We start from the raw sequence: 15,587 nt of genomic DNA, 5'->3' as shown, positions 1-15,587 counted from the left end.
TTGTTCATTTTTAATGATTTATTAAGGTCTTTTAATAAACTTCATAGACAATTCAGACTGTCTATGAAGTTATTATCTGACTATTATTTTGTCACTCCTGTACAAGGGTTTATTTTCAGGAAATTCCCGTTTGGATATCCTTTATAAATAGGAACTGTAGCGTTTGCTAAGTAAATTTCCGTATAAGCAACATCCTGGTGGCAACCAGTAGGTGGTCTGTTATTAACTGGTAAAGCACATTCCAGTGAAAACTCTACAAAACCATCTGATGATTGTGATGCCATTTGCTTAGCTTCAGCCTGAGTAATGATAATTTCATTATATCTGCTCAATGCAGGAGTACCTGGTTTATGGTTACCTCTATCCTGATTACCTCCTGTATTACTTAAATGGATATTTCCAATAAAGCCAGGGTATGGATTGACCCCTCCTATTACAATATCATTTCCTTTTAAGTTGAAAGTAGCATCATTACAAACGTGGCCTTGGTCTACATCATCTCTGTACTGAATAACCACTCTCATCCCACTTAAACATGCAATAGTGGATTGACCTTTTAATTTTAGCGGAGCTAATTTATAGACCGTACTACAGCCGTTAGCATTGGTTACTGTAAGTGTTGGATTGAAAGTTTTTTCTTGTCCTGCAACAAGTTTATATACATGGAGTTTTTTGTTAGCAGGTGCCTCATTATGGATGATTGGAGTACCATCATCAAAATTCCAGGTAAATGTAACCCCTGTAAAGTCTCCTGTAACGTCAAATTCAACCGTAGCATCCGGATTGTTTGCATTTTCGTCCATCGTAGGAGCATCATAACTCACAGTACCGGTAGTAACAGATACGTTTGGCTGTGCGTACACTACCATCTGTGCTTCAACAGGATCATCATTAACGGTAAACGTAATCGTCTGTCCGAAATAAGCTGCGTTAACCAGACCAGGATCGAAGAAGCTTTGACCTCCGGATTGTGTAACTGCAGGAATCGGAGCACCATTCACAAATGCTTTTACTTGTCCGTCTAACGGAACAATGGTCATCAACACCGGAGCATCTTTCTGACATAGTTTGTTTGCCGGTAAGGACAGGAATGCAGGATCCTTTTTAGAACAACACAGATAAGGCAGTGAAAAGTCCGCAAGAACCTGATTTTCATCTTCTGAGTAATAAATCAATGCGAAAGTTCCGCCCGGCTCTACTCCTGCCTTATGTTCAAGGCCTGATTTCCTTTCTAAGAATTCGCTTAAAAGCTCACTTACCACATCGTCTTTTTTAGGATCCTGTTTTACTACTGTAACGCCATCTGAAGATCCTTCTTTTGAGAATTCAGCCTGGTTCAGCAATCTCAGCTGTTCATCCAGTTTAGAAATGTTCAGTAAAGTACTCTGTGAATTAAGTGTTCTGTTGCTGACATCGCTGGAAATGGATATCAGCTGCTTTCTGAGTTCATCAATAGATACTGTTTTTTCACGGATTGGCGGTTCGCTACCAGGCTTTCCTCCTTTTTCCAAAACCAATGCAATGACATCAAAAGCTAATCCGTATTGTGTTTTAAGATCATTGATGTTTTGCAATGCTGTTTTATAAGGCATTCCCAGGTGACCTTCAATTCTATAAAAATCATTATTGTCAATGTTATAATTCAGTGGATTCTGGATAAAATCTTCTCCTGCTAAATTGGCTGTATGATAGCTTAAATTGTAAGCTGCTCTATCTGTTTTTGTTTTTTCAAAGTTCCATTGGGCTAACAAGGATTTGTCTACGTTATAGTAATATGGTATTGCCTTATTACCCAATCTCACATTCATATTTGAAGGTGTAATTTTAATTCGTCCGATATAGGTTTGAAATCCATTAACCTTCTGCACAAAACGATTGGCAAGCATTACAACTCTCTCATAATTCTCGTCATCATTAGTAGTAATAGGTGAATTATAAAAACTGTGACGGAAAGGGATATATTTTCCTAATTCCTGCTTTGCTCCGACTGGCCCTAACATAAGGTGCTTAGGAAATGAAGCAATATCCGGACAGCATTCAGCATTCAGATGCAGGATCAGCCCTTTTATTTCGTTGTAGGTGTCAATTAAGTCTTTTAATAAATCATATCGGTATTGATAATCTTCTAAGCCTGGAGAAGTGCTTGTCAGCAAAGGGTTCAGTTTATCAAAAAGCGTCTGCCCACCCAGATTCATATTTACGTTAAAAGCTCCTGCAATAGAGGTAAAACCATCACTTAATTCTGCAACAGTACTGATAGCACCTTGAAATTTTGTTTTTAACTGCGGCGCGGTTTTTACAAGAGGATCCAGAATAACTCTTTTCGCCTCTATATGAGGTAAACTGTCAAAAAGCTTTTCATAAGTATTGTGCTGCTTATAGATCGCATCTTTTGCGTCACCTTTCGTGATAAGCTCTGAAACAGATGCAGAATCTGCCAGAAGCACTTTAAGGTTAGCAACCTGCTCTGCTCCATTGTTGTCACAATCTGCATCCTGACATGGGGTTTCATCATTAGAATAACTTTCCAGATACAGAATTACAATTTTATCATTTAATGAACTGTAAATCTCTCTTACCTGTTTAAAATCTGCAGCATTAGCTCCTTCGTTCACTAACTGTGTATACTCTTGTGTGGTAAACAATTCTAAAAGAGGAATTTGCTGTCCTCCGATACGAAAATGCTCATACCCCAGAACATCAACATAATTTCTATAGTATCTGTAATTTTTAGCATCGAAGTCTATAACAGCCTCTGATTTTTTGCTTGCTGCCTGACGCAGTGTTATCAAGTCTCCATCAGTAGTAACCCCGGCTCCCTGTGTAATCATAATAGTATCAAGAGGAATCTCAAGATCCATATCTCCGGGTCTGGATGTTTTTTCTGTTAAAGTAGGTAAGATTTCAAGTTCCACATATTTTGATTGAAAACCGCATACCACTCCTACGCCGCTCAGTCGGGTTCTTGATAATCTGTCCTGATCTTCAAAATAGTCTATAAATTCGTTTAATTGCCCTTCTGTTAACGCCTGATTGTCGTTGAACTTTCTATATTGGGTTGTTACATTGTCTAATTTAGTGTTCATTATTTTTCATTTTTTTTGATAAGTTCGATTGTCCTAATATGATCTTTCCGTCCAGCGTGTCGTTATCATTGGCATCACAGTCTAAAAGTCTTCCTGGTCGATAAATATTGTTTAAATGGCTGAGAGCATTCAGTAAATCCGTAATGCTGTTTCCAAGATTCGTAATATTATTTCTCGATTTATCTGAGAGGTATTTTTTAAATGCTGCTTCAAATTCGGCCAAATCGTTCTGAGCAGTTTGTTTTTCACTCAAACGGTCTCCCACCCAGCAGATTTTTGCTAAAACATGAGCAGGGATTTCCTGCCTGATCACTGTTTCCGCATAACGTCTGAAATCCGGATCCTGGAAACGGTAAGCAAACCCCGGAAGGACAACACTTACCCTGTAAGAATAAGGATCAAACACATCCACATCTGTTTCACAACCTTCACAAGAAGACATAAAGGCTTCCGAATATTCTATCGGATCTGTTGCAGGGTTTTCTTCCTCCAGATCATACATTATTCTGAAAGTACCTCCGATAGACATACAGCCAATACCTCCCATGAGTTTATAATCCTTAGTGGTTGGCTTTAATAATAAGTGCTCAACAAGGAAAATACCCTCTTCTGTAAATTCATACTTGAAATACTTCACCGTTGCCTTAATTCCGTCTTTCAATTCTTTCAAATCTGAATAAGGGTTGGTTTTTTTGTGGACAGCAATTACATTTTGTTCATCGGTATCATCTACAATTTCAAAATAATAGTTACCACCCAATGAAACACGGATTTTTATATTTCCAATGAAACAGTATCCCTTTTCACATGCTTTTAATTTTTCCAATGTAACTTCAGGATGTTTCTCATCTAAGATGTCTAATGCATTCTGAAGATCTTCCTCATCAATCTGAATGGTTTGATAAATGGCATCATTTAGGTTTTTTATAGCAATATGCTCAGTCGTATAGCTATTTACAGATGATAAGATAATATTACTGCCGGCATCTTTTATTTTCCAGGTATAAGTATTTTTACCAGCATTATCTGTTGTTTCAATAATGGATACCGGTGTTTGAGATAAGTTTCTCTGAGTATAATCTTTAATCCCCAGCAAGCGGGCAATTCTTTTCTGAACACCTGAAATATTACTGGTATTCCAAAGATCTGAATCTCCAATTAAGGTATAATTATATCCCAACCCTCTGTCTTTACTTAATGATGAATATTCTTTCAGGAAATTTTCTTTGTTGTTTAAGACAATTTCATCGGTGGATTTCCCATACAATGATTTCATTAAGAAGGTATAGTCGCTGAATGTTTCAGCAAAACGGGAGATCAGATGATCCAAAACTTCGTTACGGCGTTCCACGCTGTTATCCAGCTCTTCATATAACGAATCTGTAAGTTGATCATCACTCTCAGTATCATAGTCAGAAACCAGTTCATCAAAGCCTTTAATATTCTTAAGAGCCTGGGTAAAAAAGGTTCTTTTTAACTTACCATTAATGCTTAACACTTCTTTTACTTTTTCCAGGTGTTTGAAATAGCCGGCAAGGATCTGATCAAAAAATAACAAATACCCTTTCATTTGTTTGGCCAGGGCTTCTCTCTCCGGGGATGGATTTCCAATAATTCCAGATTCTCCTACTCCATAGGTATCCGGGAATTCATTCAGAATAGTAGCGTAGTTCGCAATATCATATGAAGTTCCTTGTGGCAATATCAATTCTTTATTCTGCCTTGCATCTTCTCTAAGTACTTCTTCTTCTCTTTTAAGGGTTTCTAAGTAATCCTGAACTTTTTTGTCATTGATATTTAACGGAAGAGATCCTTTGCTGTAACTGAATGAACTCAGTTCACACAGTTCCGGTTTTCTGCCTTTTTCAATACAGATCAGCCAATCAGTATTTTGTTTGATCACACTGTCACAACCTGCAATAGACACGTCATGAATTTCTTTAACCCCATCAATTTTCATGATTTCACTGATGATATCGGAAAGACGAACTTCTGTTCTTAACTGGCTGTTTTTAAGCTCTTCCGTATCGATAAAGCCATTCTCAAGAAGCGGACCTTCAAAAATCTGATCTGTAGTCAGACCTTTGTCCAGCATTTGTTTCAGCGAATAAAAATGAACCTCCGGAGACAGATAATTATTGATTGTTCTGATGACTTTAGCATGCACCAGTTCTTCATCTGCTTTGCTGACAAGTCCGATACGGGCACACACTGCAACCTTCTGTATTTCAACTTCTTTAATTTCTGCCAGGTCTTCACAAAGCCCTCTATTAGCATGATAGCTGTCTAATATTTTGATATTGACATTGGATTTTTCACATCCGATACCATCCGCATCAATATCTTCAGCGTAATCTACATAAAGGTCGTACAATCCTTTTATGTTAAAACTTTTTGTCTTTTCTCCGATAGGTTTAAAGTCTAAATCCCCGGTTTTACAATCGACATATAATTTTTCATTTTTAGGAACCAGCCAACAGTTACGGATTGGTCTTTTAAGACTTCCAGCCGTGCTGATATCGATAAACAACTTTCTGTAGTCCAGTTCGTTTAAAGGTCTTGAAGGTAAAATTTCTGCAGCCTTTAAAAACTGGGTATGAATGTCTTTATTTGCATCATCAGATGCTAAGATATCTTCCATGTTCAGGTTCATCCTCATCCCAAGATCCGTTATGGCATAACTTAAAACTTCCAGAGTGGTGATACCAGGATCATGAGAGTTATAATCGGTCCAGAGTTTTCCTCCTAACTTTTCTATGTATTCAATTCCTGTTTTGCGTAGAAAATGAAAATCTGTCTGATCCCCGGTTTCTATATTTTTTGATATACTAATATGTTTATTTTCTGACATGATTATGTTTCTTCTTGTTTATTATTAAATACATACCTGTTCTGTAATCGTGACATTGTGCTGCTTGGCAGATACCAGAATTGATTTCGGATCTACTTCAATTAAAGATTGTCTTTGCAGGACATTATTCACAAATATTTTAATCTCATCAATGTAATCCACATAATACAACTGCTCCAGATAATTAACCAACTGATTAATATTCAGTTCTACATTAAAATCAATATTTTCAGAGTCTGTAAAAGCCCATGGCGATATATATTTTTTAATATCTTCGTCCAGCTGTTTGATGTAAAATGCTTCATCATACTGCTCAAAGAACCTGACCTTTGTTTCTACTTTTGCTTCTTTATAATTGGGATTAATGACCTGAGCTTTCACGTGCATTGTATTTAATTCATTTACATAATTTTGAATTTTATTCAATGAAGCACGGCTTACTCTCGGCTGATAGACATCAAAAGCATTTTTATTTTTAATATTCGGAACCACCATCAGAGTTACATGGCCCGGCGCCATATATGAATCTTCGGAAGTATGATTTAAACATTTTACTTTAAAGACTTCCGGGAATTCCTGCAATACCAAATGTTCGTAATCCCATTGGGTAATGGCTCTGTGCTTATGTCTTAATCGTTCACTTACCCGTCTGTAAAACTCCGTATCTGTTTCCTTGTATTTACCATCAAATGAGTTATAAGGCTGGCTGACAGATTTTACCTGAGGAACTCTGGTGATAAGCTTAGTAATGGTTTTCGCTTCCAGTCCGTTATTGAGATGAGACAGGTCATTATCCTGATTCTCGAAGGTTGCTAAAACAGCCTGAGTGTAGATCCCCTGGATTTTGCATACGGCATCATAACTTCTTTGTGATCTGGCTCTGATCCAGACTAATCCATTGGTAAATCTTGTATGGCTTTTATCGATATCTTTAGGTACCTTAAACTTGACAATCCCTGATTCCAGGAACTTTCTGGGCTCGTTTTGCAGCATATAATCCGACAAACTTTTCCATGTATTGTTTGAAAGGATATTCCATTCTATAAATTCTTTTTCAAGGAAAGTATCCACCAGAGGGTTTTCACTTCCTTCCAGCATTTGAATTAATAGAGACACGGTAGTCTGGGGCATTGCTTCCAGACCGATGTACAATTCACCTCCGTTTTGGTGTACCGGTACAATGCTTTTGGTTTCGACTTCCTTTTCGTATTGACCGAACACGTCTTCGTGATACAGCTGTACTTCTTTATTTTTTGAAGCTTCTCCGGCAGATTCTTTTTCCAGATACGAGTACACATTTTCTTTCGCGCTGTAATTCAGCTCTATATCTTCAGCAAAAGGAATATATGGCTCGTTAGGAATAAGTTTTTTAAAGCTCGGATTACTTGATAATGCCAATGTATACAGTTTAGGGTATACATCCTGTAATGACGACTGGTTCAGCGTTACTCTGATCGTCTCACTTGTTCCGGCTTTATTACTTGCATTATTTACGGAAAACTGGATTTTATAAGCGTCTTTTACTTTCGTGAATACATCAATATCATTAGCCTTTTCATACCAGATTTCCTTATCCAGCAAGGCAATATCTGCTTTAAAATAAGCGTCAGAACCTACGATTGAGGAGCTTTTTAAGGCCTCAAAATCAGTCAAGCTGATATTTTGATTTGGCTGAATAACATATCCGCTGTATAAATCTTTTATAGAATCCGGAGCATTCTTCCAATTGATCGTGATGTCTGCATTTTGCCATTTTTTGGAAAACAGTTCAGGACATTTGATATAGAAATTAGATCCTTTAACAGGTTGTGCGGTGAAAGGATAATAAGGCTTTTCTGAATTTAACGCCCCATTGTCATTTTCTAGCTGAATAGATTTTACTCCCTTTACATCAACTGCTATTTCGATGTTCTTTATTGATTTTTCTGAAAGAGCTTCATACACATCATAGTATTTTTCTCCTTCAATCATCAATCTTACTACAGGAAAGCTGGTTTGAAATGTTTCTGCCAGCACTTCTTTATTGTATTTAACAACAGCCGGGAACTCTTTTTGTAATGTAATAGAAAGTTCTAATCTTTCTTCTTCGTTTTTAATACATGTTAAATCAGCACCTGATAACCATTCTTTCTCTCCGCTGCAAAGCACTTTGATATTATTTTTAATCTCTGTTTTTGAAAGGCTTTGTAATTTCTGGGTTGAGTTCTTATTAAAATCGATCTTAAGAGTAATGGTACGCTCTCCTTCTTTTAAATCAAGTAATGAGGATGCTATGGAAAAACCCAGTTTGGCTTTTGGAAGTTCCTTATAAATAGATTTATTGGAAACGGTTTCATCAGAATTATATCCAAACGGCCACCAATAGTTGTTGTTTTCCGGCAATTTATCACCCAATCCGTCAGCAGAGTTGGCTACGGGAGCCATTTTCAGTTCTCTGTTTTCCACGTCATTTAAAAAACTTTTGATCTCAACTACTTTTGCCTGATTGGCTATAAGTTCATCACCTGTTTTGTAAATTCGTTTTTTGCCATTAGCATCTTTATTCCCATCCAGTAATGTACCGGCTGGAATTTTTTCCTGAATCGCTTTTTTGGCGAGTTCAAAAATCACATAAACTTTGTCTGATTTGGCATCATTTTTCTCAATTTGAAGAATTTCATTATAATAGAAATCCAGGTGCCTTTTCGTCAGATTATTGAAGGCTTTTTTTGAGAAATCCAATAATTTTAAAAAGCAAACAAATAAAGTCAGGTGAGGTGTCAGGCTGCTATCCTGTTCAAACTGGGACATAAGATCTGTAACCTGTTTTTTCATACTTTTATACTCAACGCTTTCTCTACGCGGGATAGGGTCGGCATCAGCACCCAGAAAGAAGTTTCCCCACTTTCCTTTGGGTTTTGTATTATCATCTTTGTCAAAATAGTTTACATGTTGAGCAAAATTGTTTGCGAATAATAGCCAGTCAAACAAATCGAAATCGTGTAACTCAAGATTCCCAGGATCTAGTTCTGCTAAAAAGCGCTGCATTTGTGATTTTCCTTCACGATAATGTGAAAATGTATCTGTTTTTTTCATTTGTTTATATTTATCTTTCTATGGTCAGATGCAATACTTATTGTAGTGTTTGGTAGTATTCAAAATGGCTACAGACATCCCGTAATTCATTATATTTCGGTAGCTTCTCCTTTGTAAAAAGGGAAAACCATATTGCTTCTTGTATTAGTATTTCTTACTTCGTAGTCAACTTGTATTAAAACTTCACCCTGAAGTTCTTCCTGAGTATCAATTTCAATACTTAGAATATTGATTCTGGGCTCATGATATAAAATAGCACGCTCAACGATTCCTTTCATTTGGGTAATCAGCGTTAAGTCCAGAGGTTTAAAGAGCATTTCCTGCAAGTCACACCCGTAATTTGGGAACATGACACGTTCACCAGGGCGTGTTGACAATAAAATCTTAAGGCTGTTATTGATGTCTTCTACATCTGTGGTCATGACCAGTTTTCCTTCAGTCTCGTTAAACTCAGGCGGAAAACTCCAGCCTGTTCCTAAAAAATCTGTATTTATTTTCATACGTTATTTGTTATATTGAATGTTCACATCCTGCATCTGTGCATAGAGTTTTTGGTTATTCTAACCGTTTTATTATTGATGTTTTACATTTTTATGTTGAGTCGGATTCTATGTATATGGGAGCTTATGATGGTATTAAAGCTGTCTTCCCTATTATCCGCCTATTAAAACAGTAGCATCACCTGCGGTTATTACCCCTCCATGAGCGGTAGAATCTCCCATTCTGGCGGCAGGTTTCCCACCTATCAATACGCTTGAAGATCCTGACGCAATGGTGTCCGGTGGCCCTGTACATACTGCTTTATCTCCTTGTCTTGCTGCAGGCATTCCGCCGATAAGTACCGTGGGTTCTCCTGCCGGAATGATAGGACCTCCTACATGGGGAACTGTTCCCGTTACCATAGGACAGGTATGCATATCTGTAATTCTTGCTGCCGGTTTCATGATTATTAATTAATTTTAACTTGAGATCCTTTTACTACGGTTACTGCTCCTGATTTAAGCTCTGAACCAGAACTTCCTTCTGCTTTGAACTGAGCGCTTGCTTTTACATTGATATTCGTTCCTTCCATATTGATATCACCCTTTGCTTTGATCTTGATGTCTTTCCCGCTTTCCATACTAATACCATCTTTGTTAAGGGTAAGAATATTAGAATGTTCGTCTTCTATTTTAATAACATCTGCATCTTCATCTACAATCACTTTTTTGCCTTTTGGGGTTTCGAGCGTATATGAAATTTTGTCATCATTAAAGATCATTTTCATTTTGCTTCGGGTCACAAATCCTTTTTCATGGTTATCATCAGAAGCTACAATGGGAGCAGGTTTTGCACTACTGTTCAGCATTCCAAGTACCACAGCATCATTGGGATCATCATTAATAAATCCGATAATGACTTCGTCTCCGATTTCCGGTCTGAAGAATGATCCTCTGTTTTCTCCTGCATCAAGGGTGGCTATTCTTGCCCAAATCCCTTCTTCTTCGTTATTAATGATAGGAATCTGTACTAAAATTCTATCTTCTCCGTCCGGATCTGATTCCAATTGAGACACTACTCCTACATGCAATCCGCTTATGGCAGGAATAATTCCTGAACCTGGCATTTCACTTACATCATAGGTTTCTGAGAACCATGTTGGAGAAAGTCCGAACTGAGCGTCCACCAGCCAGTTTCCTTCAGCAATTTCATGGCGGACACCGGTTACGTATATTTTTCCGTTGAATCGGTTTCCAACGCCTTGCAGTGTCAAAGTAACTCCCGGTTTCACAGATGGAATTCCCTGGAATTTTACTCTTCCTCTTGTTTTGGCTAATTGCTGGAAGGTTGCTTTGGCATCACCCCATTCCTGCAGTTCTCCCTGAGTGAGGTTTCCACCATGTTTAAGCTGCAGGTCTTCGATTCCGAAAACATCCGCTAAATCACCTGATGAAAGATTTCCGTTGAGGTTGACAGCAGGATCCTGAGCTTCCACTTCAGTCAGTTCCTGATCGGTATAGCTCCATGTTTTGGCTGTAATCTTATTGAACTGGTCTCTGGCATCAATTTCTCCGTCAAATTCATGTACAGATGATCCGTAAACCACTGTTTCTACGGCTTCACCACTAAAATCAGGTTTAGCGATTTTGATGGTTCCGTCTTCAACTGAGCAAAGTTTACCGTTGACCTGTGCTCTGGTGAGCATAAAATCCCAATCGGAAGCCTGGTACTGAACCAATTCCTTATGTGAATTCGAAGTCGTTTCAACATCGGCAGTAAGTCCGTTATTACCAACCAATTCTTCAATAACATCACTGTCTGTACTTTCGTAGAAATATTTGCTTTTTCTTCCTAAGGTCATTTTTACAGCCTTATCTCTGCATTCTACAATCAGATAAGAAGAACCGTTTCTGATTTTGATATTGTGCTTTACGACAACTCCTTTAAAAATGGTTTCTTCTTCAGAATGGTATCCAGCGGTGATCTCGATTTCTTTTCCGGGAATTAACAGATCTTCATTACTGAGCTTGAAATCCTGCTCCGGTACACTTCCGTCTAAAATAACAATGCGGGCATAAGGAATTCTGTTGAATTCTTTTTCCACGATAATGTTTTTCACTCCGTACTTCCCCGGCAGTTCTGTGCCTCCAGACATCACCTTATAGGTAACTAAATCCGGATTTTTTGCTGTTTGTATGTATCCGCTATTATTCATATTATGAAACTTTTTCTAACGGCGGAAAGAATAATTCCTGCCCTGGTTTTAGCTGTCTGAAATTGACAAGATTGTTTATTTTAGCTACCTCCAGATAGTATTTGGAATCTCCGTAAATTCTTTCGGTCATTAAGGGCAATGTATCCCCGGCTTGTACTGTTCTTTTATGAGTAAGATCCGGAGATTGCAGATTTTCAATTTTACCGGCAAGTTTCGGACTTGTAGATTCACTGAAGGTTGCTTTTCCTATAGCTCGTAAAGGCTGGCCTTCGTTGTCAAATAGTTTATATTCTAACGTTAATTCAGAAAGCACTCCTTTAAATTCAAAACTCCCCCAGTTAAGGATAACATTATAGGGTTTATGGATAGAGCCTTCGAGCTCACCTGTCGCCTTATAAAAATCTTCAATCTGTTTTGTTACAGCTGTTTTTGCAAAAGATTTTCCTTTAATTTTATTGATCAGTTTAATACCGGAATTTGCTTCCGTAACTCCTGTCCCATCAAATAGAAATTCTAATTGCAAATCAGGTGAAGCTGATGAGGTATATCCTAAATTAGGTTTAGAATTACCATCTGCCTGGTCTTTATTATATTTCGTTTTATAGGTCATGGAAAAACCTGTCGGATTGATAAAAGCTTTAAAAGCACCGCTCTGAATTCTTTTATCATAATCAGAGTTTTCGTAGGTTCCGATTGTCAGTTTTTGAATTGCTCCTCTCATTATCTTTCTTTTTTACGGTGTTCTATCTTTGCTGCCTGTTCTACACTTTCGCTGATGGCGCGCATGAGCTGTGCTTCATCTACCGAGGTGGCAGTTGTAGTTGCTTCTGCTTTTTCGTCCACATTTATTTTAATGTGAAGCTCTTTTATTTCTATTGGCATTTCGTTTGTTTTTTAATGATCATTAATATTCAAAACACTAATAACCAATGATTTAACATGTTTATTTAAAAAAATCCAAGCACATGAAGGGTGTGTTCAGTCTCTGTTATAGACCAATCTGTTGTTTTTTTATGAAAAAAGATTTGGGTAAAATTTATCTTTAAACTAACACACGTTCAAGTGCTTAGATTTGATTTAGAAATTACAAGCCTAAGCTTGCTAACGATGAGGGTATTGTGAAATATCTATATTTCAGTTCTATTGTTTCAATAGCAAGTTTGCTTTCTTCTGCGTTGAATTCGGATACTTCCCATCTTACGGGGTATGCTCCCACTACATTCCAAACCATTAGGGGTGCTGTAGACTGAATCCCGCCTGAAAGAGTAATGATCAGGTCTCTGGGTTCAAACTGGAAGTTTTCCATCGCATTTCTACACCAGCTTATCAATCCGGAACTTACGATTAACCCACGCTTAAGAACTAAATTAGGATATTTGGGTCTCAAAGGAAGCTGGTGTGTAAACCTGTTTTCGCCTCCTTCGGCATATTCTTCAGTTCCAATTTCTGTTGATAAACCAGATATAGATTGAAATCTGGAGTCAATACCCTCTGTTGTTGAAATCCCGTTAACAATAAAAGAGAAACTGGTTGGAGGATATAAAACTGCCATGATTAGTTATTTTCAATAGTTAATCCTTCGTGGGCAATTTCCAGTGTTTCAATAGCCACCTCGTTACCTTCAGCTTTTAAGTCTGTTGATTGCAATTTAAGCGGGAATGCATTTTTCACTTTCCACGTTACTGCAGGAGCCCCTGTTTCATCTAAAAGGGAGATCGTGATAGATCTGCGCTCTACTGTACTTAGCTGAATGCTTTGGAACCAATCGAAATATTCGTTATCAGCTTTGAAAGTTCCTCTTTTTAAAGTGATGTTACTGAAAGTTTTCATTCCAGGCATTTTAATCTTACTGAAATCAGGACTTGCGCCATGTCTGTATTCAATTAAAGCTGCTTCAACATTTAAACCGCTGACTTCCTGAAATCCTACTTTTGTTCCACCCCAATCTACTTCAAAGGCAAACTTTACTAATGGATATGTACTCATAATATTTTTATATTTAATTGTTATTTAATTGATTTTATGCTTCCTGTAATTTGTGTGAAAAACGTAACACAATAAATTCAGCAGGACGTACTGCAGCCATACCGATTTCGATGTTCATTCTTCCTTCTAAAATATCCTGAGCCGACATTGTTTTGTGCAGACCAACGCTTACGTAATAAGCTTCTTCCGGCTTGCTTCCTGCTAATGCTCCATCTCTCCACTGCTGATCAAGGAAATTCTCAATCATAGCCTGTACACGAACCCATGTATTGGCAGTATTCGGTTCAAAAACGAAACGTTCTGTAGCTTTCTTCACAGACTCTTCTACCATGTTGAAGAATCTACGTACAGGTACATATTTCCATTCGTTACTGTTTCCGTCTAACGTTCTTGCTCCCCAGACTAATGTTCCTTTTCCGGTAAAAGTTCTGATCGCGTTGATTGATTTTCCTGCTACCGCATCTACGTTCAATCCTTCTTGCTCTTCATGAGAAATTTTCGCTACAGGTGCCAGTACATTGCTGATTGCTAAGTTGGCAGGTGCTTTCCATACTCCGGAAGTACTGTCTACTTTAGCATAAATCCCAGCCATTGATGAAGATGGAGTCAGTACCACTCTTTTAGAGGCAATGACTGTCTGAGCCTGATTGTATAATGCTGAACTTTTTGATTTCAACCATGCTAAATTGTTTTCATTCTGAGGCATTGTAACGTCTACAAGTGCTCCTGCAGCATTGATTTCTTTATAGCTATCGATTTTAACGTCTTTATCATCAAAGCTATAGCTTAATACTGTTTCTAATTTTGGATAATATGCAGCTCCATATTTTAATCCTGTAGCGTTTACTCCGGCTCTAAAAGCAGCTGCATCTTCAAAAACATCCATAATAACGAATCTGTCTTTCAAATCTTCTGCCTGATCCAACGCTTTATTGTAAAGTTTATAAGCATCTGCTCCTAGAACTTCAGCATCCGGGAAAACAATAAGCGTTGGTTCGTCTTCTTTTTCCAATGATTTTAATCCGAACCATAAACCGCCGGCAAGTGTTTCTGTTCCTAAGGCAGGAGTTTTATCATAATCTGCCACTGAAACGACATAACATGGACCTCCACCATTGGCAAAGTACATTTGCATCGCATAATGCATTTTATAAGGACTTAGTTTGGCGTTGTCTACTTTTGCCGTTACCACAGTATCTTCAATCGAAATAGAGATCGCTGTTTTTTCATTTTTTGCTCCTCCAAAAATGGTTTCATATTCCAACATAGAAGAGATTCTTGTCGGTTCATTTCTTGGTCCTTTATCCGTATGTCCGATAAAAGCAGGGATAGCCGTTTCTACTTGTGCTACAGAGGGTGGGAATTTCGCAATTTCTTCTACGTAAACTCCAGGTGTTTTGTAATTCATTTGTTAAAAATTTAAAGTTAATATTAGTTATTTTCAATAGTTAATCCTTCGTGGGCAATTTCCAGTGTTTCAATAGCCACCTCATTCCCTTCAGCTTTCAAGTCTGTTGATTGCAATTTAAGCGGGAATGCATTTTTCACTTTCCACGTTACTGCAGGAGCTCCTGTTTCATCCAGAAGGGAAATCGTGATGGATCTGCGTTCTACTGTACTTAGCTGAATACTTTGGAACCAATCGAAATATTCGTTATCAGTTTTAAAAGTTCCTCTTTTTAAAGTGATGTTACTGAAAGTTTTCATTCCAGGCATCTTAATTTTACTGAAGTCAGGACTTGCGCCATGTCTGTATTCAATTAAAGCTGCTTCAACATTTAAACCGCTGACTTCCTGAAAACCTACTTTTGTTCCGCCCCAATCTACTTCAAAGGCAAACTTTACTAATGGATATGTACTCATAATTTATTTTTAATTTTAATTGTTATTTAAT

General features: G+C 37.6%; 12 protein-coding genes. All 12 read right to left on the bottom strand.

Annotated features, from left to right (window positions below; translation table 11 throughout):
• Window positions 1-83: 83 nt before the first annotated feature.
• The 12 genes from KBP46_RS23055 to KBP46_RS23000 all read right to left on the bottom strand — a co-directional run bounded on the left by KBP46_RS23055 (window position 84) and on the right by KBP46_RS23000 (window position 15,556).
• Window positions 84-3,086 carry a PKD domain-containing protein gene (locus KBP46_RS23055; protein ID WP_216444291.1) on the bottom strand — a complete coding sequence of 1,001 codons (3,003 nt, stop codon included), beginning with the start codon at window positions 3,084-3,086 and terminating at the stop codon, window positions 84-86.
• The gene (locus KBP46_RS23050; RefSeq protein ID WP_216444290.1) at window positions 3,076-5,937 is read right to left on the bottom strand and encodes a hypothetical protein; all 2,862 of its coding nucleotides are present in this window, start codon (window positions 5,935-5,937) and stop codon (window positions 3,076-3,078) included. Before KBP46_RS23050 ends, KBP46_RS23055 begins: the two co-directional genes overlap by 11 nt.
• 24 nt (window positions 5,938-5,961) lie before the next feature.
• Window positions 5,962-9,012, bottom strand: a complete 3,051-nt coding sequence (locus KBP46_RS23045) for a baseplate J/gp47 family protein (RefSeq protein ID WP_216444289.1) — start codon at window positions 9,010-9,012, stop codon at window positions 5,962-5,964.
• Window positions 9,013-9,101: 89 nt separating this feature from the next.
• The gene (locus KBP46_RS23040) at window positions 9,102-9,512 is read right to left on the bottom strand and encodes a GPW/gp25 family protein (protein WP_034699502.1); all 411 of its coding nucleotides are present in this window, start codon (window positions 9,510-9,512) and stop codon (window positions 9,102-9,104) included.
• A gap of 153 nt (window positions 9,513-9,665) precedes the next feature.
• Window positions 9,666-9,956 carry a PAAR domain-containing protein gene (locus KBP46_RS23035; RefSeq protein ID WP_034699500.1) on the bottom strand — a complete coding sequence of 97 codons (291 nt, stop codon included), beginning with the start codon at window positions 9,954-9,956 and terminating at the stop codon, window positions 9,666-9,668.
• Window positions 9,957-9,961: 5 nt separating this feature from the next.
• Entirely contained in the window at window positions 9,962-11,707 is a 1,746-nt protein-coding gene (vgrG, locus tag KBP46_RS23030) for a type VI secretion system tip protein VgrG (protein WP_120231701.1), read from the bottom strand.
• A gap of 1 nt (window position 11,708) precedes the next feature.
• Complete coding sequence (locus KBP46_RS23025) at window positions 11,709-12,428, bottom strand: LysM peptidoglycan-binding domain-containing protein (RefSeq protein ID WP_123279999.1); 720 nt, start codon at window positions 12,426-12,428, stop codon at window positions 11,709-11,711.
• The gene (locus tag KBP46_RS23020; protein ID WP_167348777.1) at window positions 12,428-12,589 is read right to left on the bottom strand and encodes a DUF5908 family protein; all 162 of its coding nucleotides are present in this window, start codon (window positions 12,587-12,589) and stop codon (window positions 12,428-12,430) included. The genes KBP46_RS23025 and KBP46_RS23020 overlap by 1 nt, the downstream gene beginning before the upstream one ends.
• A 202-nt stretch (window positions 12,590-12,791) precedes the next feature.
• On the bottom strand, window positions 12,792-13,259 hold the full coding sequence (locus tag KBP46_RS23015; RefSeq protein WP_047388278.1) for a phage tail protein: 468 nt from the start codon (window positions 13,257-13,259) through the stop codon (window positions 12,792-12,794).
• 2 nt (window positions 13,260-13,261) lie between these two features.
• Window positions 13,262-13,693 carry a phage tail protein gene (locus tag KBP46_RS23010; RefSeq protein WP_216444288.1) on the bottom strand — a complete coding sequence of 144 codons (432 nt, stop codon included), beginning with the start codon at window positions 13,691-13,693 and terminating at the stop codon, window positions 13,262-13,264.
• A gap of 34 nt (window positions 13,694-13,727) precedes the next feature.
• Window positions 13,728-15,101, bottom strand: a complete 1,374-nt coding sequence (locus tag KBP46_RS23005) for a phage tail sheath C-terminal domain-containing protein (RefSeq protein ID WP_062671653.1) — start codon at window positions 15,099-15,101, stop codon at window positions 13,728-13,730.
• 23 nt (window positions 15,102-15,124) lie between these two features.
• Window positions 15,125-15,556, bottom strand: coding sequence for a phage tail protein (locus KBP46_RS23000; RefSeq protein ID WP_034699490.1), 432 nt, complete (start codon window positions 15,554-15,556; stop codon window positions 15,125-15,127).
• Window positions 15,557-15,587 lie beyond the last annotated feature (31 nt).

Origin of the sequence: Chryseobacterium sp. PCH239, from assembly GCF_018924625.1 — a bacterium.
Taxonomy (GTDB): Bacteria; Bacteroidota; Bacteroidia; order Flavobacteriales; family Weeksellaceae; genus Chryseobacterium; species Chryseobacterium cucumeris.
Note: the sequence above shows the minus strand (reverse complement) of the source record. Positions and strands in the feature narration are given on the sequence as shown.